The sequence below is a fragment of the Gottfriedia sp. NPDC057991 genome, from assembly GCF_042886615.1.
Classification (GTDB): Bacteria; Bacillota; Bacilli; order Bacillales; family Bacillaceae_G; genus Gottfriedia.
The window spans coordinates 816959-837235 of sequence record NZ_JBHVQN010000001.1; the positions used below are offsets into that span (position 1 = coordinate 816959).

The 20277-nt window shown below is 32.9% G+C and carries 28 protein-coding genes and 1 other annotated feature; of the genes, 20 read left to right on the forward strand and 8 right to left on the reverse strand.

The window, feature by feature from the left end; translation table 11 throughout:
* The first annotated feature begins 20 nt into the window (after positions 1–20).
* Both ACFVR2_RS04070 and ACFVR2_RS04075 read left to right on the forward strand, forming a co-directional pair.
* Positions 21–410: an FtsB family cell division protein gene (locus tag ACFVR2_RS04070; RefSeq protein ID WP_387359141.1), complete on the forward strand. Its 390-nt coding sequence runs from the start codon at positions 21–23 to the stop codon at positions 408–410.
* Positions 411–701: 291 nt separating this feature from the next.
* Positions 702–1019, forward strand: coding sequence for a hypothetical protein (locus tag ACFVR2_RS04075; RefSeq protein WP_129688600.1), 318 nt, complete (start codon positions 702–704; stop codon positions 1017–1019).
* A 55-nt stretch (positions 1020–1074) separates the two neighbouring features.
* Here the strand turns inward: ACFVR2_RS04075 and tatC are convergent, their stop codons facing one another.
* Positions 1075–1803: a twin-arginine translocase subunit TatC gene (tatC, locus tag ACFVR2_RS04080; protein WP_129688601.1), complete on the reverse strand. Its 729-nt coding sequence runs from the start codon at positions 1801–1803 to the stop codon at positions 1075–1077.
* A gap of 334 nt (positions 1804–2137) precedes the next feature.
* Here tatC and ACFVR2_RS04085 point away from each other — a divergent pair, with 334 nt between their 5' ends.
* The 3 genes from ACFVR2_RS04085 (at position 2138) to ACFVR2_RS04095 (ending at position 3565) form a co-directional block, all read left to right on the forward strand.
* Positions 2138–2740 carry a metal-dependent hydrolase gene (locus tag ACFVR2_RS04085; protein ID WP_387359144.1) on the forward strand — a complete coding sequence of 201 codons (603 nt, stop codon included), beginning with the start codon at positions 2138–2140 and terminating at the stop codon, positions 2738–2740.
* Positions 2741–2816: 76 nt separating this feature from the next.
* Positions 2817–3245: a hypothetical protein gene (locus ACFVR2_RS04090; protein WP_387359146.1), complete on the forward strand. Its 429-nt coding sequence runs from the start codon at positions 2817–2819 to the stop codon at positions 3243–3245.
* A 20-nt stretch (positions 3246–3265) separates the two neighbouring features.
* Complete coding sequence (locus tag ACFVR2_RS04095; protein WP_387359148.1) at positions 3266–3565, forward strand: DUF2653 family protein; 300 nt, start codon at positions 3266–3268, stop codon at positions 3563–3565.
* Between the two features lie 46 nt (positions 3566–3611).
* On the opposite strand, the gene ACFVR2_RS04100 is transcribed toward ACFVR2_RS04095, so the two are convergent.
* Positions 3612–3806 carry a YqzH family protein gene (locus ACFVR2_RS04100; protein WP_387359150.1) on the reverse strand — a complete coding sequence of 65 codons (195 nt, stop codon included), beginning with the start codon at positions 3804–3806 and terminating at the stop codon, positions 3612–3614.
* Between the two features lie 162 nt (positions 3807–3968).
* Here ACFVR2_RS04100 and ACFVR2_RS04105 point away from each other — a divergent pair, with 162 nt between their 5' ends.
* The 11 genes from ACFVR2_RS04105 to ACFVR2_RS04155 all read left to right on the forward strand — a co-directional run bounded on the left by ACFVR2_RS04105 (position 3969) and on the right by ACFVR2_RS04155 (position 11778).
* Entirely contained in the window at positions 3969–5231 is a 1263-nt protein-coding gene (locus tag ACFVR2_RS04105) for a Y-family DNA polymerase (protein WP_387359152.1), read from the forward strand.
* Between the two features lie 450 nt (positions 5232–5681).
* On the forward strand, positions 5682–6014 hold the full coding sequence (locus ACFVR2_RS04110; protein WP_387359154.1) for a YolD-like family protein: 333 nt from the start codon (positions 5682–5684) through the stop codon (positions 6012–6014).
* A gap of 79 nt (positions 6015–6093) precedes the next feature.
* Positions 6094–6318 (forward strand): DUF1659 domain-containing protein, encoded by a 225-nt coding sequence (locus ACFVR2_RS04115; protein WP_098234305.1) that lies wholly within the window; start codon positions 6094–6096, stop codon positions 6316–6318.
* 17 nt (positions 6319–6335) lie between these two features.
* Complete coding sequence (locus ACFVR2_RS04120; protein ID WP_387359156.1) at positions 6336–6551, forward strand: DUF2922 domain-containing protein; 216 nt, start codon at positions 6336–6338, stop codon at positions 6549–6551.
* Positions 6552–6738: 187 nt separating this feature from the next.
* Positions 6739–6876, forward strand: a complete 138-nt coding sequence (locus ACFVR2_RS04125; RefSeq protein WP_387359158.1) for a DnaJ domain-containing protein — start codon at positions 6739–6741, stop codon at positions 6874–6876.
* Positions 6877–7036: 160 nt separating this feature from the next.
* The gene (locus tag ACFVR2_RS04130; RefSeq protein ID WP_387359160.1) at positions 7037–7717 is read left to right on the forward strand and encodes a PH domain-containing protein; all 681 of its coding nucleotides are present in this window, start codon (positions 7037–7039) and stop codon (positions 7715–7717) included.
* Between the two features lie 406 nt (positions 7718–8123).
* Positions 8124–8963, forward strand: coding sequence for a Cof-type HAD-IIB family hydrolase (locus ACFVR2_RS04135; RefSeq protein ID WP_387359162.1), 840 nt, complete (start codon positions 8124–8126; stop codon positions 8961–8963).
* Between the two features lie 232 nt (positions 8964–9195).
* Positions 9196–9372, forward strand: a complete 177-nt coding sequence (locus ACFVR2_RS04140; RefSeq protein ID WP_335473710.1) for a hypothetical protein — start codon at positions 9196–9198, stop codon at positions 9370–9372.
* 215 nt (positions 9373–9587) lie between these two features.
* Entirely contained in the window at positions 9588–10034 is a 447-nt protein-coding gene (locus ACFVR2_RS04145) for a BclA C-terminal domain-containing protein (protein WP_387359164.1), read from the forward strand.
* A gap of 177 nt (positions 10035–10211) precedes the next feature.
* Positions 10212–10706 (forward strand): DinB family protein, encoded by a 495-nt coding sequence (locus tag ACFVR2_RS04150; protein ID WP_387359166.1) that lies wholly within the window; start codon positions 10212–10214, stop codon positions 10704–10706.
* 142 nt (positions 10707–10848) lie between these two features.
* The gene (locus ACFVR2_RS04155; RefSeq protein ID WP_387359168.1) at positions 10849–11778 is read left to right on the forward strand and encodes a phosphotransferase family protein; all 930 of its coding nucleotides are present in this window, start codon (positions 10849–10851) and stop codon (positions 11776–11778) included.
* A gap of 61 nt (positions 11779–11839) precedes the next feature.
* On the opposite strand, the gene ACFVR2_RS04160 is transcribed toward ACFVR2_RS04155, so the two are convergent.
* From ACFVR2_RS04160 to ACFVR2_RS04170, 3 genes are all read right to left on the reverse strand, one after another.
* Positions 11840–12460, reverse strand: coding sequence for a class D sortase (locus ACFVR2_RS04160; protein ID WP_335409718.1), 621 nt, complete (start codon positions 12458–12460; stop codon positions 11840–11842).
* Between the two features lie 3 nt (positions 12461–12463).
* On the reverse strand, positions 12464–13516 hold the full coding sequence (locus ACFVR2_RS04165; protein ID WP_387359170.1) for a processed acidic surface protein: 1053 nt from the start codon (positions 13514–13516) through the stop codon (positions 12464–12466).
* Positions 13517–13661: 145 nt separating this feature from the next.
* Positions 13662–13871, reverse strand: a complete 210-nt coding sequence (locus ACFVR2_RS04170; RefSeq protein WP_056475552.1) for a CDGSH iron-sulfur domain-containing protein — start codon at positions 13869–13871, stop codon at positions 13662–13664.
* Positions 13872–14066: 195 nt separating this feature from the next.
* Here ACFVR2_RS04170 and ACFVR2_RS04175 point away from each other — a divergent pair, with 195 nt between their 5' ends.
* On the forward strand, positions 14067–14654 hold the full coding sequence (locus tag ACFVR2_RS04175) for a GNAT family N-acetyltransferase (protein ID WP_387359172.1): 588 nt from the start codon (positions 14067–14069) through the stop codon (positions 14652–14654).
* 58 nt (positions 14655–14712) lie between these two features.
* Entirely contained in the window at positions 14713–15876 is a 1164-nt protein-coding gene (locus ACFVR2_RS04180; RefSeq protein WP_387359174.1) for an iron-containing alcohol dehydrogenase, read from the forward strand.
* Between the two features lie 39 nt (positions 15877–15915).
* On the opposite strand, the gene ACFVR2_RS04185 is transcribed toward ACFVR2_RS04180, so the two are convergent.
* Both ACFVR2_RS04185 and ACFVR2_RS04190 read right to left on the reverse strand, forming a co-directional pair.
* Entirely contained in the window at positions 15916–16836 is a 921-nt protein-coding gene (locus tag ACFVR2_RS04185; RefSeq protein WP_387359176.1) for an alpha/beta hydrolase, read from the reverse strand.
* Positions 16837–16853: 17 nt separating this feature from the next.
* Complete coding sequence (locus tag ACFVR2_RS04190; protein ID WP_097974694.1) at positions 16854–17099, reverse strand: zinc ribbon domain-containing protein; 246 nt, start codon at positions 17097–17099, stop codon at positions 16854–16856.
* A gap of 370 nt (positions 17100–17469) precedes the next feature.
* Positions 17470–17708 (forward strand) — a binding site (T-box leader).
* A gap of 51 nt (positions 17709–17759) precedes the next feature.
* Between ACFVR2_RS04190 and asnS the strand changes: the two genes are divergently transcribed.
* Both asnS and ACFVR2_RS04200 read left to right on the forward strand, forming a co-directional pair.
* The gene (asnS, locus tag ACFVR2_RS04195; protein ID WP_387359178.1) at positions 17760–19151 is read left to right on the forward strand and encodes an asparagine--tRNA ligase; all 1392 of its coding nucleotides are present in this window, start codon (positions 17760–17762) and stop codon (positions 19149–19151) included.
* 208 nt (positions 19152–19359) lie between these two features.
* On the forward strand, positions 19360–19614 hold the full coding sequence (locus tag ACFVR2_RS04200) for a YqkE family protein (protein ID WP_387359180.1): 255 nt from the start codon (positions 19360–19362) through the stop codon (positions 19612–19614).
* Between the two features lie 112 nt (positions 19615–19726).
* On the opposite strand, the gene ACFVR2_RS04205 is transcribed toward ACFVR2_RS04200, so the two are convergent.
* Positions 19727–20191, reverse strand: coding sequence for a transposase (locus ACFVR2_RS04205; RefSeq protein WP_387359182.1), 465 nt, complete (start codon positions 20189–20191; stop codon positions 19727–19729).
* Between the last annotated feature and the right edge of the window lie 86 nt (positions 20192–20277).

The following is a 20277-nucleotide window of genomic DNA, read 5'->3' on the forward strand; positions in this document are numbered from 1 at the left end:
TTTAAAGGGAGGTTTTTAACGTGAAGGCAGAAGCGCGAAAATTATATAATCCACAAAGAGAAGAATTAAACAAGCCTTCTCGTAATCAATTTCCGCAAACTCAAAAAAGAAAAACAATAAGAATCCATCGAATCATTTTGACAATATTATTTTTGTCTTTCATTGTCGTGTCTGGAATATATATGTTTAGTCAAAACAAGATCGCTTCGGAAAAGCAACATGAACTTTCAACATTACATGTCGAACAAAAGAAAGTGGCTAAAACTGAAAAAGATTTAAACAGACAGATTAGACTATTAAATGATCCGGATTTCATAGCAAACTATGCTCGTGATCAATACATGTTCTCTAAAAAAGGAGAAACAATCATCATCGTGCCGAAATCGAAAGATGATATCAGCTCAAACTAACAACTAATTAAACTAAAAGATTCTCATATATGTGGGAATCTTTTTTCTAGATTCATTATAGAACTAATGTTCGTTTTATTCAAGTTTAAATTCGAACGTACGAACTTAAATAGGAAGAAGGGAATAGGGATTTTTAGTATCTTTTAAATGTTTCTCTTATAAACAGACTCATTCTCTTATCCTTTTGTTGTCTATTTAGTTCTAATTACCCATGATTTCTACAAAATTTTTACTATTCTGAAAAATGCATCTTTGATATAATTTAAATAAGCTTAAATAAGGAGGATTAACATGAAAAAGTTCATTTACGTTTTTGCTATTTTAATTGTACAAGTAATTTTGACGTTCCTTGTTAGTGTTCTCTCGGATTCATCGGCTAGTAATATTGCTATTATGGTAGGATTCGTTACGACGGTCTTCCTTTATTGGAAAACAGCTAAAAAAGTAAGTTATACTCCCCTGCAGCAGTATCAATGGTTGCGTGCTGCTGGATTAGAATTTAATGATTTACATAAAGATTTTCAAAGAAAAATTGCTATTAAAGCATCGTTAATTTATAGTTTTTCAGGTTTGGTTGTTACTTTGTATACATCACATATTTTATTATGAGGAATAGTCGAAAAAAAATGGACAAGCATGCTAATTGCTGTCCATTTTTTGTTTTTTATTCTGATTCATGTTGTAGGCGTTTAATACGTCTTCTATATGCAATTGATGAAACAAGAATACTTAATTCGTATATAACTAACAGTGGTAAGCTTGTCATCATATCAGATACAAAATCAGGCGGTGAAATTGCTGTTCCGATAATAATAAGGATAAAATATGCAAATCGTCGAGATTTTCTTAAAAATGCTGGTGATACGATTCCGATACTTGTTAAAAATAGTATTATGACTGGTAAATCAAAGAAAAACGCAAAAGGAACAACTAAGTTAAATAAGAAGCTAAAATAGCGTTCAGCTGTGAATGTAACTGTTACTAAGTCTTCTCCGATGTCCTGTAAAAATTTTAAAACGTTTGGAAAGATGAAATAATAGCCAAATGCTAATCCACAAACGAACAATATGAATAAAGCTGGTATGTAAAGCATTGTGCTTTTTCGTTCTTTTACATGCAAGGCTGGCTTTACAAACGCCCATATTTGGTAAGCTATGACAGGGATACTACACGCGATTGCGAACACTCCACCAATCATTAGATAAATCCAAAGGACATCACTTGGACCAAGCGCTAGAAGCTTTCCATGCAAATCTTGAACAAGGAAATTGAATATGGCTTTCGTATAATATAATCCAATCCCTAAAAAAATAACGAATGCAACAATAACTTTTATTATTCGATTTCGAAGCTCATCTAAATGGTCAATGACACTCATTTCTTTTTCTTGCATAATTTCCCCCAAAGCAAACTGTGAAAGTATTTTATTACACTTTAAAAAGTATAAAATGGCTAGCGATGTCGATTACCTGATGTAGTAGCCAATTCTAGGTATAAAGTGTAAGTGAAACTACGTCTTTAGTCTTCGCCTAAAAGGCTCGCAAATCGACTAGTTTTCTATAATATTGAGCTTCCTATATTTTGTCAGAAAAAAGAACAATCGTCAATGAATATAAAGACATTAATTATTCTTAAATTACCATCATTTGCTAATATATTCATATGAAAACTAACCTTATCCGACTATAATAAAAGTATGAGTATGAAGGATAAGGAAGGTATGTGTTTTGGATGGAAAAAGTCATGTAATAGTAGGATTATTTGCAACTGGTGTCACAATGTATGCAACAAAAAATGATTCTATGACCGTCCCACTTATAGTTGGTGCAATCAGTAGTTTGGCTCCTGATTTAGATCATCATAATAGTTCATTAACAAAAAAAGTTTCAATGCCGCTAAAAGTTCTTTTCAGCTTGTTATTTTTAGCAGTTACATTATTTATTGTTGTGAAAACGGGGAAGTTAATTTATTCTGGATCATGGATTTATGCAGTAGGTATTCTCATATTATTTATAGTTTGTGTTAGCTGGTTACGGAATTTAAAAACAATATTAATGTTAACAGGCATATTAATTGCGGTTATTGGTTGGTTTTTCTTTTATGGTTATTGGTCAATCTTTGCGCTTGGATTATTTGTCGCTGTTTCTTCGAGATTAAAGCATCGTGGACCAACTCATTCCCTTTACTTTTTAGCTTTTTGGTGTGGAATTTGTTATTTGCTGCAAAAAGACTTAATGATAAATGGATTATGGTTAGCTGGTACAGTCGGTTATTTTTCTCACCTATTAGCGGATCAGTTGTTTACAAAACAAAGTATTAAGTGGTTATAGACCTCTTTAATTATCACATTTTTTTATTAAAATAATCCATACTAAGAAAGATGTGATGATGAAAGAGGGGTCAATATTGAAAAAAATAAATTCTCTAATATCAATGTGGATTTTGTTTTTTATGCTTGCTTTGTCAATCCCGGTTGATGCAAGTAGTCATTCATATAGCCATCAACGTATTAAGGTGAATACTAATTCCTTTGTTTCTAGCAAACAACCATCAACGCATCTTGCAATTAGGAGATCGTATCGTTCTAATAGAAGTTATCGACCAACAGCACCTAGGTCTAGTTATCGATCTTATAGAAGTCCTGGAAGGAATTTTTTAGGGTATGCAGGTGCATTTGGGTTAGGCTCTCTTTTTGGCTCGATGCTAAACCCGTTTGGTGGCTACTATGGTGGTCAGCACTTTGGTTTTTCATTTTTTGGATTACTATTAGATTTTTTAGTAATAGTCGTGATTATTTGGTTTATTAAGAAAATCTTTCGTAGAAACCGATATTAATTTTCCCCTCGAGGTGACTTGTGAAAATCTATTTTGCTGAACAAGATGTTGCCAATGCAATTTGTGTATATGCGGCTGATTTAGAAGGAATACGCCCAGAAAGTGTGCAAATTGAGTTTCAATTTGATGAAGATGCTGGGGTAAGCTGTCAAGTTTCGGCCAATCATCGGAACGTATTGTATGATGAGCAACAAATATCAGACGCAATTGGTTTTTACTTAGAAGAGATTCATCGTTTTTCATCCTATGCAATGGAAATCATTATTGGTTTTGATGAAGAAGATGGAATTACGAGTGAAATATCATTTATCTATTCATAAAACCCGAGAGAGAACTAGACGTTCTTTCTCGGGTTTTTTCGATTGCTTAGGCATAATTCGATACGTATTCGTAAACAATATCTTGTACTAATTCATATAATTCACGATCATCATTTAATTGTTCGGTAACGATTTGATCGTACAGTTTATCTAGCATATCAGCTGTAATCCACTGTTCGTGTTCTCCTCTATATTGCATTAACGCTCGTTTAATCATCTGCTTTACAAACTGTCCATCCACTTTTAGTTTCCTCCCTTAAGCTAATTTTAGTATAGCTAAAATTTTGTATTGTTCCTAATGAAAAAATTTTATTGAAATCGAACGTATATTCGTTTAATATATGTTTATAATAAAAATAAGAACATTAGTTCTGCTATTTTTTGGAAAATCGGAGTGATATGTATGAGCATTTGTTATGAAGAGTTACCACATCATCGGATATTATGCATCGATATGAAGAGCTTTTATGCAAGTTGTTCTGCGGTCATGCTCGAATTAGATCCATTAGAATGTTATTTAGCAGTTGTTGGAGATGTGGAGAGAGAAGGAAGTATCGTACTTGCAGCTTCCCCACGATTAAAAAAGGAATTTGGGATTAAAACAGGATCAAGGGTTTTTGAAATACCAAAAGATCCGCGAATTAAAATTGTAAATCCTTCAATGTCAAAATATCTAGAAATCTCAACAAACATAGTAAAGTTATTAAATGAATTTGCACCCTTAGAGGATTTACATGTATACAGTGTTGATGAATGTTTTTTAAAGGTGGATGGAGTGAAGAGATTATGGGGTGATGCATGGGAGATTGCCGAAAAAATTCGTACTGAGATTATGGCGCGATTTCAATTACCTTGTTCGATTGGGATTGGACCGAACATGCTTTTGTCGAAGCTCTGCTTAGATTTAGAAGGAAAAAAAGATGGGATAGCGGAGTGGACATATGAGGATGTAGAAAAAAAACTATGGCAGGTGAGTCCTCTTAGTGAAATGTGGGGAATTGGTAAAAGAACCGAACGAACTTTAAATACAATGGGTATTTTTACAGTAGGACAGCTAGCCAAATATCCTCTTCATTTGCTGGAGAAGAAATTCGGAGTGATGGGAAATCAACTATATCATCATGCGTGGGGAGTAGATTTGTCTGAGCTAGGTGCGCCAATAATGAATGGACAGATTAGTTTTGGTAAAAGCCAAATATTAATGAGAGATTATACGAAAGTCGAAGAAATTAAGTTTGTTATTCGTGAAATGTGTGAAGAGGTTGCACGTCGAACTCGTAATGCTAAGAAGGCAGGACGTACGATTACATTAGGAATTGGATATAGTCGTGAAGAATTCGGCGGAGGATTTTCCCATGCTTTTACAATGGATGAACCTACAAATATTACTTCGGATTTGTATGAAATCTGTACAAAATTATTTGATCGATATTATGAAGGGAAGACAGTTCGGCAAATTCTCATTTCTCTTTCGAATATTGTAAGTGACGAAATCATGCAGTTAAATTTGTTTGACCAGAAAAAACCTCAAAAGCGTAACTTAGGATATGTGATGGACGCAGTCCGAAAAAAATACGGATCATCTTCGCTCCTCTGGGCTGTTTCTTATGCGGAAGGAGGAACAGCACTTGCCCGAAGCAAGCTAGTAGGTGGACATAAAGGGTGAACCACTCCCACCACATAGCTAACGCTTGAAGTGGGGGCTTCTCGATTCCATGACGAAAGCAACCTTTCATCTCCACGAGCGTTACTTTCCACAGTTCCTGCGGTAGATGTCCAACGAATGGAGGTTCTTTCGTTACCTTAGTTATTTTACGAGTGGAAGGGTGACGGGCTTGGTTTTCGCACTATGTCTTATTTGTCCACTCAACCTTATATAACTACTTATCAAAGAGCAATTCATAAGAAAATCATAGCATATAACCATATGTTTTTTCTGTCGAAAAAAGGCAATTCATCTCCCACCTACCGTTGGACTAAAGTCCTTCACACGCTTGAGGAAGGAGACTTCTTGCCTGATTATGTTAAAAAATTTCCTTTTGACCTTTTCCGCCCTGCAAGTGAAAGCCACTAGTTCTACCTAAGGTAAAAAGAGAAGAAAAGGAGAAGAATGCCGATGATTCGTGACCGTGGCACGATTAAATGGACGTCAATGATGTTACCAGAACATGTAAAAATGCTTCGTGATTGGAAAGTATCACAAAATTATGAACAACAAAAAGATGTAGATGAACAACTATTAGAGGAAATGAACCGTCATCTTCAACAGGCAATTCACGAAGATGAAAGTGTACAAATTACTTATTATAAAGATCACTATCACCATAATGTAAAAGGAAAAATAGGGAAAATTAATTTACACCAAAATAGGCTATCCATTTATGAAGAACAAGCTGGATATATGGAGCTGTTATTAAGTGATATTGTAGACGTGAAAATTGGATTTTGAAAATCAAAAAAAAATAATGAACCATTAACGAAAACTCCCCCTTTTTTAAGTACATATACATCGAAAGGGGGAGTTGAAAATGGCACAAATTGCTACTCAACAACTAACATTGTATGTAAATTTACATGCAGGAAAAGATGCACAAGGAAAAATCATTATCAAAAGGAAGGCATATAAAAATGTCCGAGTTGATGTTGATTTAGTGAAGCTAAGTGAAATTGGCAATGCTTTAGCATCATTGCAAGATCTACCATTAGTAGAGCTAGAAGTATTAAGCAATGGACTACTTTTAAACAGTCTATAAAAAAGGAGGAAAGCGATATGATTCAAACATTAGAACTTAAATTTTTAAATGAAAACGAAAAGGTCGTTACGCTAACAGTAGACAATCCAACCATTCCAGTTAATCCAACATTAATCAATCAAGTAATGGATAAAATTGTAGTAAACAACGTATTCACTTCTACAAGTGGAATTGTCGTAGCAAAACAAGGAGCACGCTTGGTTGGTAAAGAGATTATTGAGATAGAGTTATAGGATTTATTAAGGTTAGAAAATGAGTTTTGTAGGCAGTCAGTCCAAAGACCTTCTGAAATTGCAGAAGGTCTTTTATAGTGTGAAATATACATGAGTCAATACCGGAATACTGTGAACGCTTCTATTTATTTGATAAAAGTGTGAATTTAGCTGATGTAAAATTAATTAGCAAACTGATACAAGAGATATGAATGCGATCAAGAATCAATATAAGAAACTTGCTAAAAAATATCACCCAGATTTAAACAAAGGAACAGAAGAACTAATGACAAATATTAATGTCGCATATGAAGAGTTATGTGATCTTATGAAAGTTGCTGTTTAACAAGCAAAAAGCAAATGGCTTGAAGAATTGAAAGAAAGAAATTTATGAGGACTGCCAATATCGGCGATCCTTTTCGTTCTTTATTAAGAAAAACGATAATTTTTTAATAAAATAGATGTTAAAATAATATTAATAGATTTATAGATTGGAGAGGATGGTAATGGTAATTCTTTCACTACTTGGTATTGCGGCTCTTATTATCGCAGTTCTTGTTATAATGGGGCAAGCTGATAGGAGCGAGTTACAACAATTTAAGGTAAATAATCCAGAATTATATATTAAATACAAAGGGGCCCACGATGCTTATCCTGGTGATTATTCAGGAGTAGTCATAACAAGGGATATAGCGGAAAAAAGATTGTTACCAGATGAAAAAGTGATCCATTCTTATTTTATCGCACGAATAGATGGATACGATGCAAATCTCTATCTTGTAACAAATAAAAGAACACTTCACATAGGTAGTAAATTAACCAAAACTAAAATGAAAACAATACCACATAATAAGATAGAAAATATCGAAGTAAACTCAGGTACGCTTTCAACTGAACTTGTAATTGAATCAAAAGAAGAAAATATAAAAATTAGATTTAGTGCAGTACATAAATCTGATTTAGATGGTTTCTATGTTTACCTATCAGAGCAGCAGTTGAAAGAAAAGGCAAAGTATAATCCCCTATTAGAGGGGCTTTTTTTATGTCACCTGGTACTCCCCAAGCATAAATCTTTTTTCCATCAATTAATTACTTACTCTTTTTTGTGTTTAAATTTAATGAAGACTACAAGACTTTTTAGGATGTGTAGCCGGTGTTCGAACGAATTTTGGCTTGTAAATTGTTAAATATGAAGAATTTTAAAAACAAGTGGATATTTTAGAGATTTTTTATGTATTCTTCTTTTAATGAATAAGTTGATTGGAACGAAAGGGGGCTCGACTCCTGTGGGATTAGCGGGAAGGCTGAGACCCCGCAGGAACGGACGTGACGAGGAGGCTCAGGTCTCGCCCCACGGAAAGCGAGCATCCTGTAGTGGAAATCAACATGATATTACTTATTTTATTGACGACTTCTTTTTCTGACAGTCTCTAAAGACCTTCTGAAATGCAGAAGGTCTTTTTTTGCGTTATAATAATAAAGAATGAAATCATAAAATAGAAAATAGTTAAATTGTAATAAGAATGCTTTAATAGAATTAGTGAATAGTTAGCATTCAGATTATAAGAGAATAGTAGAAAAGGAGAGAACGACATGGCATTAATTGCAATTGATATGGATGGTACACTGGTAAATGGTAAGAATGGAATACCAATGGAAAATATTGAAAGCATCCGGGCAGCACAAAAGGAAGGAATCCATGTTGTCATTTCTACAGGTAGAATGTATGAAAGTGCAAAGGAAGTATTAGATGAAGCGGGTCTAACTTGTCCGATTGTCTGTTTAAATGGCTCTCAAATATATGACTATGAGGCAAAAATTTTGCACAATGATTCAATGGATAAAGAAATTTTTGCGAAAGCCTTAAGCATATGTGAAGCAGAAAATAAAACATTTATTATTAGTACTAGTGAAGGTTCATTTACAAAATGTCGAGATACATTATATGATGAATTTTTTACTGATAAGCAAACTGGCAAGACACACAAAGTGACAGCTACTTTAAGAAAGGTTCGAACTTACTCTTCTATTGAAGATTTTAATGATCTTGATGTATATAAAATATTATTTCTTTCCAAGAATGAAGAGGTTATTAGTCGCATTCGTCTAAAACTAATGCAAGAAGAGGGACTACTAATTACTTCGTCAGGCTCAAATAACGTTGAAATTAATGCAGCAAATGTAAGTAAAGGAGCGGCATTATTAAAGCTTGCACCAATCCTTGGAGTAGATTTAAATGAGAGCATGGCAATTGGAGATAGTTTTAATGATATCTCTATGTTTAATCGAGTAGGTTTTCCAGTAGCTATGGGAAATGCGAAAGAAGAACTAAAAGGCTACTGTACATTTGTTACAAAAACAAATGAAGAAGCAGGCGTAGCCCATGCAATCTATCATTTTTTAGATCAAAAACAAAAATTGAAGCAAAGTTAATTAAATTCAGTTTGTAGACCGGCAAAAGGGAGTCTCAAAAGTCAAAGTACTTTTGAGACTCTCTTTTTTTATGGAAAGTGTTGCTGATTTTCTAATATTTAAAATAGTTCCTTTTTGCATTCTTTCTATACTTTGTAGACACTTCTTATTCCTTTGACCTAATTTGAAGACATAAAGATTGTATAGGCTAACATAATCTAAATATAAACTATAAAGGATGTGGAGTGTTAAAATGGATGTAGCCTTAGGTATATTTCCAATCATTATTATGCTTTTTTACATTGCAATTCCTGTAGGTCTTATAGTAGTAATCTCCTACTTCTATAAATTATTTAAAATTCGAAACGAGGAATTAAAGAAGCAAAATGAACTATTAAATCGGATTGTAAATGTACTAGAGAGGTCATAGACTTTCGCAATACTATATGATTTAAAAGAACTTAGTCCGATGATGACTAAGTTTTTTTATTCTATTAAAATTGAAAAAAAATAAAAAAACTAGTGGACATGCTGTAACGAAAAGAAAAAACTTTCATATTAATAAAATATATCAACAATATAGACAAGCCTTTAATATGTTACTCCTAAGAGGATTTATGTCTAATAATAAGAAAAGGTGATAGTATGAGACATTCAAGACCGCCAAGACATCATTTTCCACCAGTGCCTCCTGGCGAAAGCTTTGCATTTGTTACAAATAGTGGTGGAACAATTTCAGTAATAAAAGAAGGTACAATTGCAACTTTTCCATCATTTCAGTTTTTAGGTGAAGGAGTTATAATTGATCGAGCAAATGATCGACTAACAGTTGAGGCACCAGGTAATTATTTTATTACTTACACTGTGAATTTAAATGCACTTTTAGCTGTATCTACAAGAATATTAATAAATGGTAGACCTATTAATGCATCAGCAATCGTAAATGAAGTGAATAGATCCATTTACGGTAGTCAAATGATCTTACCATTAGAGGCTGGAGATACAATTTCACTTCAATTGTTTGACTTTGTTGGAGATGTTAAGCTGTTACAAGGTGCTGGAGCAACAATTAATATATTCAGAGTTCATTAATATAAGATTTTATCGTTACGCTTCAAAAGATTCCCTATTCCGTTACAAGAATGCACTGCTTTTTAAAAAGTAGTGCATTTTTTTATAAGTTAAAATCATAAAGTAGTAAAGGGGAATCTAGTAATAACCACGAAAGTACATATCGTAAAGTATAAAATTAACAAGGGAGAATGATCTATGAGTAAAAAAGAGCTTCTATTAGATCAATTGGAAGTCTGTCGTAATGTTGAAAGTTGGATTCAACCTTTAAATGTAGCATTGGAAAATTTAAGTTTAGAGGATATAAGTTGGAGACAAAATGATTTTACTCATACGATCGGTGAAATCGTATACCACCTGTATTTCTATAATGAACGGTGGTTGAAAAGATTTAAAGGAGAGACACCAACTGAAGTGATCGAAAGTAATGCTTCAACTTTTCGAGAGTTGGAAAATTTAACGAGGGAAGATTGGCAGGAGCTAGTTGAACAGTTAGATGAGAATTTAGCGAATTGGCAGCAAGCTGTAAAAGAAGCAGATGAATCAAGGCTTAATGAACAAATTCCAAATTTTCCAGTAGATGCAGTCTGGTGGGGAGCATTATCTAATTTATGTACTCATAATGCTTATCATATCGGGCAAATCCTCTACATACGAAAAGCACAAGGTTCATGGGTATCAAAAGAAGAGTAGAAAGATAATACGGATATAAACAGAAAAATCATTAAATAATTTGTATTGCCGTATAAGAAAGAGTAAGCTATTTTGGAAGAAGTAGGAATAGATGGAAATAGAATTGAAAAAAAGATAAATAAGGGAAAATGGGGAACAAAAGATGATCACACAAAATGTTAGGGATTACATTTTGAAAAAGTACAATATAAGCGAAGCGGGTTTTTTAGGAAAGGGACAAGAAGCAGAAGTTTACTCATATGATCAAAAGAGAGTCTTAAAATTATATAAACCAACAGCCTATTCAAAGCTAGAAATATTAAAGCAATTTTATGAATCAATGAATTCTAGTGATGCAAATTTTGAATTACCTAAAATTCACGAGATTATAAAAGAGAAAGACGTTGTTTTAACAATTGAAAAACGAATTGAAGGCAGAAATATCCAAAAGGATTTATCAAATTATGATGAGCGAGTATTAGATTCTTTCTTTGAAAACTATCTATCTACAATATTAAGTATTCAAAGGATTGAATTAGAAAAGCAATTTAAAGGCATTAAATTATTAAGTGATTATGAAGAAGTTTCTTCAAAGGATTGGAACGATTTTTTAAAGCAATCGTTACTAAGAAAGAATATAGAAGTAGATTATTATTTGAAAAGGGATGTATCAGATTACGAAGTGAAATTAAAACGATTAATAGATGCATTTTCAGTTGGGTATGAAGGGGAATATGCATTAGTACATGGTGATTATTATCCATCAAATCTATTAGTAAATTCAGATGGACAAATTAATGGTGTAATTGATTTCGGATTAATGACGTTATATGGAGACCCGTTATTTGATGTTGCATTAAGCTGGATTTTATTTGATTTATATGATGAATTGGGTGAAATAAAGCTAGCAAAATATTTAAATAAAGTAGTTGATCGATTAGGAGAAGAGGTTAGAAGTACAATCCATTTATACGTTCTATTTTATAGTATTTATTCGGCAAATTTCTTTTCGGAAACTTGCAGTGATGGACACTACCAATGGAGTGTGCGCAATTTAAATAACGAAAAATTTTGGGCTGCACTAGAAAATTAATGAAAAATATAAAACTACTAATTAAAAAATGCTCACTATTGAATAGTAAGCATTTTTTTGTTTATTTATTTACTTCTGATTTGACTAAACCAGCTACAAGTATATAACGCTGTGGCGCATGTCCAATAAAATTAAACGGATAACAAGTGCTTACCGTTAAAGTTGGTCTTAGTTTTGGGATAATAACAGTGCGATCATCTTTATCAACGATACGAATTTTATGAACCTTGTAAGTAAATGTGCCAGCCGAAGTTTTAACAATTAACGGATCGCCCACTTTTACTTTACCGAGCCCACGAAATACAGTATCTCGATGTCCAGCAAGAACACTATTATCTCTTTCCCCTGGCATCACAGATTTAGCGTAATGACCTATTCCTTTTGCAAGCTCATCCTCATCTGTCCCGTGGAAGATTGGTAGAGTTGCTTGAAGTCGAGGAATCGTTAATGTACCCATTTCATCGCCAAATTTAGGATAAGTCTTGTAAAGCGGTTCATCTCTTTTAATTTGCTTCAATTTAGTTGCTGTTTCTGTTTTGATTTCTTTTTTGAAATCATCCTTAGACTGTTTATACAGTACATAGGTTTTAATTAAAGAATAAGCATTTGTTGTAGCAAAAAATAATCCGACAATAAAAAGGAGTGCTGAAAAAATAAGTAGAACTTTTCGTTTACGATTCATAGCTTATCGTTTAACAATTACCTTTTTACGTAAAACAACAGCAGCTAACATCATTAACATACCAACCATTGTCCATTCAGTTGTATGAGTTGCAGTAGTAGGAAGTTTACCGCCATTTTCCGTTCTTACTGTAACAGTTGGTTTTGGGTTTTTAATTGCTTTTTGAGTATCTTTAACGATATCTACTAACTGATCATCACCTAAAAGTTCATCTGGTGAAAATACAGCGTCTAATAATAGATTACCAGCATTATCATAAATCTCTAAATATACTTTTATATTTTCCATAGAATCCATAGAATCATCCATAGTAAGTAATTTAGCAAAAGTTAAAGGAGTTTTAACGCCATTTTGTTCAATTGCAACTTTAATATCAATTTTTAAAGTAGATTGAAGCTCTTTTACGATATTCATTAATTCTACTTTTAATTCAGCAGGTAATTCTTTTGGAGCAGCCTCAGAATCCATTGAGAAAATTTCAGGATAATTTTCTTCTAAAGCAGATGCACGTTCTCCTAATGCTTCTAATTTAGCTTCAACAGCAGGGTCATCATTTACAACTTTTTCTAAGTATGCAGATAGTTTATTAATCTCTGCTTCAGTAATTCCAAACTCTGAAAGAGCAGAAGAAATATCTTCCATAGAAGGGAATTCATCTTCTACACTACCTGACTCATCTTCATCTAAATAAATTAAGTTTTCGATATCAGAAGTAAAATAATACGTATCTAGTAATGATGCATTTTTGTCCATATCATCATAGTTGACTGCTAGATCGATAATTTCATCTTCAGTGTAACCGTACTCATCTAGAAGAGCGTCTAAAGTTTTTTGTGTAAGTCTTTCACCTAAAGTATCTTTTAACTCATCAACTGAATCGAAATCCGAGATCGACTCATCGTAGTAAGAATTTAAATAATCCTCTAATTGTTTTTGAGTTAGGTTGATACTAACTAAATAAGATTTTAATTCATTTGCATTTGGCGCTGCATATGCAGTTACCCCTGGTACTACTAATGCTGCAGATAAAACGACTGAAGCTAATACCTTTTTCATATTGTTTCCCCCTAAATAGTGCATTCCCTAAATATAAAATGTGATTAGATCAGTTTTATGAATGATTCAAATATAATAAAGGTATGAGGGCATAAGAAAGCCGATTATTTAGAATTGCTCAATAATCGGCGCCAGAAAAATAAAATTATTCTGATTCTTTAGGAGCTCGAACGACAGATTCGAATTTTCCTTTATGAGTACCGTCACAATATGGTAATTTACTTGACATACCGCATCGACATAATGAGAAAGCTGCTTTTTGCGGATATGTATTCCCTTCAGCATCAACTAAATCAACAGTTCCAGTGACACGTAAAGGACCATTATCTAAAACCTTAATTTGAACATCAGACATATTAAATTTCCTCCTACACATCTTAAAGTTATTATATATTAAATTTATGTTAAAATAAATGGGGTGTTTTAATAAAGTATTAATTTTTAACATGAAATTAACATGAATTTAGTATAAAATGAAAAGGTTATTTTTTTTTACTAAAAAAATGTTAAAGATAACTAAGTGAAAATTTAAGTTAAGGAGTGACAATTCATGATTCGAATAGCAAAAAAAGAAGATGCCAAACAAATTGTCCCTCTAATTGTACAAGCGATTGAAGATATTGTATTTATGTTAACAGGGACAACATCATACGAACAAGCAACCCCAATTTTAGAATATTATGTTCAATCTGAACAAAATCGACTAAGTTACCATAATTGTTTAGTTAAAGAAATTGAAGGAAAAATTGTAGGGGTGATTATAGCCTACCATTCCTTGGAATTATCAGTACTTGATCGTGAAATGCTTGAAATAATAAGTCGTAATTTAAATATCCAACATGTTAAAGTAGATAAGGAAGCAGATGATGAAGATTTTTATATTGATACATTGTCAGTGCATCCAGATTATCAAGGCAAAGGAATTGGAACTGAATTATTAGAAGGATTACTTTCTTTTGCCAAAAACAAAGGAATTGCACGTGTTTCATTAAATGTTGATCAAGACAAACCTACTGCTCGCCGATTATATGAAAAAGTGGGATTTAAATATGAGAAAGTTAGATTTATAATGAATCATTCGTACGATTATTTAGTGTTCCCAATAAATAAAAAAATATTCGAAACAAAAGTCGTTTAAGATGCATCCTTTCGATTGTTTAAGTTAAAATTAAGTTTGAACAATAGGAGGGATACATATGAATTTTTTTACATTCGCAAATCCAACAGAATTAATATTTGGTAAAGATAGTGTACAAAAGTTAAAAGAAAAAGCTGCTAGCTTTGGAAAGAATGTTTTACTTGTATACGGTGGTGGAAGTATTAAGAGAAATGGCCTATACGATCAAATAGTAGGTATTCTTAAAGAAGCCGATAAAACAGTTTATGAACTTAGCGGGGTTGAACCAAATCCGAAATTATCAACAGTTCATAAAGGTATACAGATTTGTAAAGACGAAAATATTGACTTTGTTTTAGCTGTTGGTGGTGGTTCTGTAATCGACTGTACAAAAGCTATTGCAGTTGGTGCGAAATTTGATGGTGAGATTTGGGATATTATTACACGTAAAGCATTCCCAACAGATGCATTAAAATTTGGAACAGTATTAACGCTTGCAGCAACTGGTTCAGAAATGAACGCTGGGTCAGTTATTACAAATTGGGAAACAAATGAAAAATTAGGTTGGGGAAGTAAATTTAGTTACCCAACGTTTTCAATACTAGATCCTCAAAATACATTTACAGTTCCTCGTGATCAAACAGTTTATGGATCAGTGGATATAATGTCACATGTTATTGAGTCATATTTCCACCATGGAACGAATACAAAAATTCAAGATCGTTTCTGTGAAGGGATCTTAAAAACAGTTATTGAAACTGCTCCGATCGCAGTAGAGAAATTGGATGATTATGAAGCGCGTGAAACGCTATTATATAGTGGAACGATGGCATTAAATGGAATCTTAAGTATGGGTGTCCAAGGTGATTGGGCTACACATAATATAGAGCATGCAGTTTCTGCAGTAACAGATATTCCACACGGCGGAGGATTAGCAATTATTTTCCCACATTGGATGGAATATGTAATGAGCGAAAATGTTGATCGTTTCTGTCAATTTGCAGCTAGAGTATTTGATATTAGGCAAGAATCAATGTCAAAAGAAGAATGGGCATTAGCTGGTATTAAAGCATTACGCACATTCTGGAATCAGGTAGGTGCACCAAGTCGTTTAAGTGAGTACGGTATTACAAAAGAACAACTACCTGAAATGGCTGCTAAAACGGTTAAATATGGTCCGTTTGGTAACTTTAAAAAATTAGACCAAGAAGATGCATTGAAAATTTTAGAGGCAGCTCTTTAATAGAACCAAAACTGGGCAGAGAAAAACTCTGTCCAGTTTTTATATTGAATGATGGTTAACGCCAATATTAGTTAAAAAAGAAGAAACAATTGAATAGTAATCATCTTTGTTTTCATTCAAACTCATAGCGTGGGCACCATTTTCGGCAATGAATAGTTCTCTCTTATTTTGATTTTTTGCTTCAAATAATTTAAGTGTATGTGTAAATGGAATATAAGGGTCTAGTTTACTATGAACAAATAAAACAGGATTTTTAATATTATGTGTTGCCAGTAAAGGGGAAATATCTTTAATAAAAAATCCATTCCGAAGCTTTAACCAAATGCTAGAGACTGGAAGGATTGCCCATTTAGGAAGTTTATAATCCATTTTCAAACGATATGTAAGCTGTTCCTCAAATGTAGAGAACGCGCAGTCTGAAATATAGAAAGCTGCAGAATCCTCAACAAAACCAGCATATTGTAGCATTGTACATGCTCCCATTGACTCTCCATGAATGCCAAGAACAATCTCACCTTTTAAATCTTTTAAATATTGAACAACAGATTGTAAGTCATATTTCTCATAATATCCATAGCTAGTTGTATGACCACCTGACTCCCCATGTCGCCTATGATCGTAAGTAAGTACATTAAAGCCAAGCCTTAAAAATAGCTCAGCATATTTAATTGAGTTATTCTTATTAACCGTTACACCATGGGTAATAATGACCCAATTATTTGTATCAAAGGCCTCAAACAAGTATCCCTTTAATTCATATCCATAACGAGATTGAATAGAAAAGGGTTGTTTTTGAACAGATCGATACAATCCTTCATCAAATCGGAAATTTTCCAACTCGCGCTGATAAATAAACTCAAGTGAATTTGTTTTCATAAACAAAACTTGCTGCGTAAAATAGTAGCCAACTCCAATAAAATAAATGAGAAAAAGTACAGCTACAACAAGCCAAATCATCATAATAGAACCATCACTCTCTATCCAAAAAGAATATCAAGAATTGTAGTTAACTCACCACGGGTTTTACCTTCTAAAATTGAAGGATTATAAACTTCAACAAAACCGCAATTTAAACAAGAAACAAATAAAAAATGATTATAATCAATATCTAGTAACTTACTTAAACCTGAGCCGGACATTGATACTTCTTTAGTTTTAGCGTGTGTATGTTTACATTTCGAACAAACAAATTTATCCTTTAACAATTCTTCTGCTCTAGCCATAAATAAAAACCCTCCTTTTTAGTAAAGTGTATCATAGGAAAAAGAAAATTTAATAAAGGGATTTTGACAATTAAATCAAGAATGACAAGTTTGAAAATTGAACATTGTCGCTTAATGTTCATAAATAAACCTCCTATGATATAACAAGATTCATGAGTAATGGAGTTTGATTACCCATAAGGTGTTTATGAGTAAGTAAAAAGGGTTTGTAAAGCCTCTAAGTGGAAAATGTTTGTGTATCAAATAGATTCAATTAAGTTAAAGTGTTTAAAAGTAGAGATACCAATGAATATATTTTGGTGGACAACTAGACAAGAGATTATGATTTATGATAAATTATACAAGAAAAATTCCTTTAAAAACTACATATTTTAAATCGATGAAAAGGAAAGTAGTTTTTGCTATATTCGATAGCGAGCTAGGGACGGTGGAAGCCTAGTGATGAAGCATGAATGAAGAACACCTTTGAGTTCTAACCGAAAGGGATCCCTTAAGTAGGCTTAGACGTTACCAGCACGTTATTAACTGGGATAAGCAGTGTTAGCTTTAAAGTTGGTCATATTATGACAATTTGGGTGGTACCGCGGAAGTTAGTCTTTCGTCCCTTTTATAGGGATAGAAGGCTTTTTTTATTGGGAAATTAACATAAGGAGGCTAATTATGATAAAGACTGTAGTAAAAGATTTATACAGAAATCAAGAAAATTTTAAAGACAAAACCGTTCAAATTTCAGGATGGATTCGCACTCTTCGTGATTCTAAAACAATTGGTTTTATGGAGTTAAACGACGGTACATTCTTTAAGAGTGTACAAATAGTATTTGAGGACAATCTTGATAACTTCAAAGAAATTACAAAGTTACCGATTAGCTCTACTGTTTTAATAGAAGGTGAATTTATTCCAACTCCGGAAATGAAACAACCTTTTGAAATTAAAGCGACTAAAATAGTTGTTGAAGGATTATCAGATGCAGATTTTCCATTACAAAAAAAGAGACATTCTCTTGAATATTTAAGAACAATTGCTCATTTACGTCCAAGAACGAATGCTTACTCAGCGGTTTTCAGAGTAAGATCTCTTGCATCATATGCAATTCATAAATTCTTCCAAGAAAAAGGTTTTGTCTATGTACATACACCGATTATTACGGGAAGTGATACAGAAGGCGCAGGAGAAATGTTCCGTGTTACAACAATGGATTTAAACCAACTTCCAAAAACTCAAGACGGAAAAGTTGATGAAAGTGCAGATTTCTTCGGTAAAGAATCTAACTTAACAGTAAGTGGCCAATTAAATGGAGAAGCTTATGCCCTTGCTTTCCGTAATGTGTATACATTTGGTCCAACATTTAGAGCAGAAAATTCAAATACTGCACGTCATGCCGCTGAATTCTGGATGGTCGAGCCAGAAGTTGCCTTTGCAGAATTACCGGATATCATGGACCTGGGTGAAGATATGATCAAATATGTCATTAATTACATATTTGAACAAGCACCTGAAGAAATGGACTTCTTTAATAGCTTTATTGATAAAACACTTATTGAAAGATTAAAGAATGCATTAGAATCTGACTTTGGTAGAGTTTCTTATACTGAAGCTGTTGAATTATTACAGAACTCTGGTAAAAAGTTTGATTACCCTGTTGAATGGGGAACAGATTTACAAACTGAACATGAACGTTACCTAAGTGAGGAAATTTACAAGCGTCCTGTATACGTAACTGACTATCCGAAAGAAATTAAAGCATTTTATATGAGAGCAAATGAGGATGGCAAGACAGTAGCTGCGACAGACTTACTAGTTCCTGGTATTGGCGAGTTAATCGGAGGAAGTCAACGTGAAGAAAGAGAAGACGTCCTTGTAGAGCGAATCAAAGAACTTGGTATGAATGAAGAAGATTACTGGTGGTATTTGGAGCTTAGAAAATACGGCGGTACAAAACATTCTGGTTATGGAATTGGATTTGAACGACTTGTTATGTATTTAACAGGAATGAAGAACATCCGTGATGTAATACCATTCCCACGTACACCAGGAAATGCAGATTTTTAAATATAAAAATGGACAATAGGATGCTGCGGCATCCTATTGTTTTTATGAAGCACGATCATTCAGATCAACATTTTAAAACGATAAAAGAATATAAGTTTTAGCATTTGAAAAAAATGAAATAGTAGTTTTATAATATAAGCAAAGATGAAATACTTCTCTTTCTACTATAAATAAATGATAAAATAATGGAAATGGAAGGTGATATAAAATGAAAAAAAGAAAACCACAGCAGCCTGTAAAACCGACGTACGAACAGAAAGAAAAAATATCATTAGGATCATTAATGAATGAAGAAATTCTTCAAAAATTAAAAAATACAAAAAAACAATTGCAAGAAAATGAAACGCAGCAAAAAGAGGAAGAAGAAGCACGTATTCGTGAAGAAAAGAGATTACGTGAGAAAAATAAATCATTCGAAGAGTTATTAAACGAGAGTAATATCTCTTGGAAGGACTTTAAATAAGACGCCAAATGGGGCTGTTGACAAAATGGGAAAGGAGCTAAATCTCCTTTCCCATTTTGTCTTTTTTGGACTATTTCATCATTTTCTGCCTAGTCTCATCCCGATATTTTACTTAATTTATTACAGCTTTTATATGAGTTGAATCTGTCACGATCACATCACCAGTAACGAATCCTTTTTCAATACAAAGTTTAATAATATGGTCAAAAATTTCTTGAAATACCATACTATCTTTGAATCTTCTACGTCTATTTTGGCTAAATGTTGAATGGTCTGGCACTGGATCAGATAAGTCTAAACCTAAAAACCAGCGATAAGCGATATTTAAAATGACTTCCTGTTCCAGTTCACGTTCTGATTCGATATTAAATAGGTAGCCAAGTAATAACATTTTAAATAAAAGGACAGGATCTAATGATTTTCTTCCTAATTTTGAATAGTACTTTTCCATTTTCTCGTAGATAAAAGTGAAATCTATTTTGTCTTTAATTTGACGTAAAATATGGTTATTAGGTACAAAATCATTTAAATCGATAAACTCTAATTTATTTTGACTATCTTTTTTTCGACCCATCATAAGAATTCCCCCAATAAAAAAACCTGTATAGACTAATTTCTACACAGGTTTACATATTCCTATTTAATTTGTCAACAGCCCCAAAT

What these genes read in the sequence shown, in the direction of transcription:
- ACFVR2_RS04075 (WP_129688600.1), top strand. Translation starts at nt 702, where the DNA reads ATGAAAAAGTTCATTTACGTTTTTGCTATTTTAATTGTACAAGTAATT.
- tatC (WP_129688601.1), bottom strand. Translation starts at nt 1,803, where the DNA reads ATGCAAGAAAAAGAAATGAGTGTCATTGACCATTTAGATGAGCTTCGA.
- ACFVR2_RS04105 (WP_387359152.1), top strand. Translation starts at nt 3,969, where the DNA reads ATGAGCATTTGTTATGAAGAGTTACCACATCATCGGATATTATGCATC.
- ACFVR2_RS04110 (WP_387359154.1), top strand. Translation starts at nt 5,682, where the DNA reads ATGATTCGTGACCGTGGCACGATTAAATGGACGTCAATGATGTTACCA.
- ACFVR2_RS04115 (WP_098234305.1), top strand. Translation starts at nt 6,094, where the DNA reads ATGGCACAAATTGCTACTCAACAACTAACATTGTATGTAAATTTACAT.
- ACFVR2_RS04120 (WP_387359156.1), top strand. Translation starts at nt 6,336, where the DNA reads ATGATTCAAACATTAGAACTTAAATTTTTAAATGAAAACGAAAAGGTC.
- ACFVR2_RS04125 (WP_387359158.1), top strand. Translation starts at nt 6,739, where the DNA reads ATGAATGCGATCAAGAATCAATATAAGAAACTTGCTAAAAAATATCAC.
- ACFVR2_RS04130 (WP_387359160.1), top strand. Translation starts at nt 7,037, where the DNA reads ATGGTAATTCTTTCACTACTTGGTATTGCGGCTCTTATTATCGCAGTT.
- ACFVR2_RS04135 (WP_387359162.1), top strand. Translation starts at nt 8,124, where the DNA reads ATGGCATTAATTGCAATTGATATGGATGGTACACTGGTAAATGGTAAG.
- ACFVR2_RS04140 (WP_335473710.1), top strand. Translation starts at nt 9,196, where the DNA reads ATGGATGTAGCCTTAGGTATATTTCCAATCATTATTATGCTTTTTTAC.
- ACFVR2_RS04145 (WP_387359164.1), top strand. Translation starts at nt 9,588, where the DNA reads ATGAGACATTCAAGACCGCCAAGACATCATTTTCCACCAGTGCCTCCT.
- ACFVR2_RS04150 (WP_387359166.1), top strand. Translation starts at nt 10,212, where the DNA reads ATGAGTAAAAAAGAGCTTCTATTAGATCAATTGGAAGTCTGTCGTAAT.
- ACFVR2_RS04155 (WP_387359168.1), top strand. Translation starts at nt 10,849, where the DNA reads ATGATCACACAAAATGTTAGGGATTACATTTTGAAAAAGTACAATATA.
- ACFVR2_RS04160 (WP_335409718.1), bottom strand. Translation starts at nt 12,460, where the DNA reads ATGAATCGTAAACGAAAAGTTCTACTTATTTTTTCAGCACTCCTTTTT.
- ACFVR2_RS04165 (WP_387359170.1), bottom strand. Translation starts at nt 13,516, where the DNA reads ATGAAAAAGGTATTAGCTTCAGTCGTTTTATCTGCAGCATTAGTAGTA.
- ACFVR2_RS04170 (WP_056475552.1), bottom strand. Translation starts at nt 13,871, where the DNA reads ATGTCTGATGTTCAAATTAAGGTTTTAGATAATGGTCCTTTACGTGTC.
- ACFVR2_RS04175 (WP_387359172.1), top strand. Translation starts at nt 14,067, where the DNA reads ATGATTCGAATAGCAAAAAAAGAAGATGCCAAACAAATTGTCCCTCTA.
- ACFVR2_RS04180 (WP_387359174.1), top strand. Translation starts at nt 14,713, where the DNA reads ATGAATTTTTTTACATTCGCAAATCCAACAGAATTAATATTTGGTAAA.
- ACFVR2_RS04185 (WP_387359176.1), bottom strand. Translation starts at nt 16,836, where the DNA reads ATGATGATTTGGCTTGTTGTAGCTGTACTTTTTCTCATTTATTTTATT.
- ACFVR2_RS04190 (WP_097974694.1), bottom strand. Translation starts at nt 17,099, where the DNA reads ATGGCTAGAGCAGAAGAATTGTTAAAGGATAAATTTGTTTGTTCGAAA.
- asnS (WP_387359178.1), top strand. Translation starts at nt 17,760, where the DNA reads ATGATAAAGACTGTAGTAAAAGATTTATACAGAAATCAAGAAAATTTT.
- ACFVR2_RS04200 (WP_387359180.1), top strand. Translation starts at nt 19,360, where the DNA reads ATGAAAAAAAGAAAACCACAGCAGCCTGTAAAACCGACGTACGAACAG.
- ACFVR2_RS04205 (WP_387359182.1), bottom strand. Translation starts at nt 20,191, where the DNA reads ATGATGGGTCGAAAAAAAGATAGTCAAAATAAATTAGAGTTTATCGAT.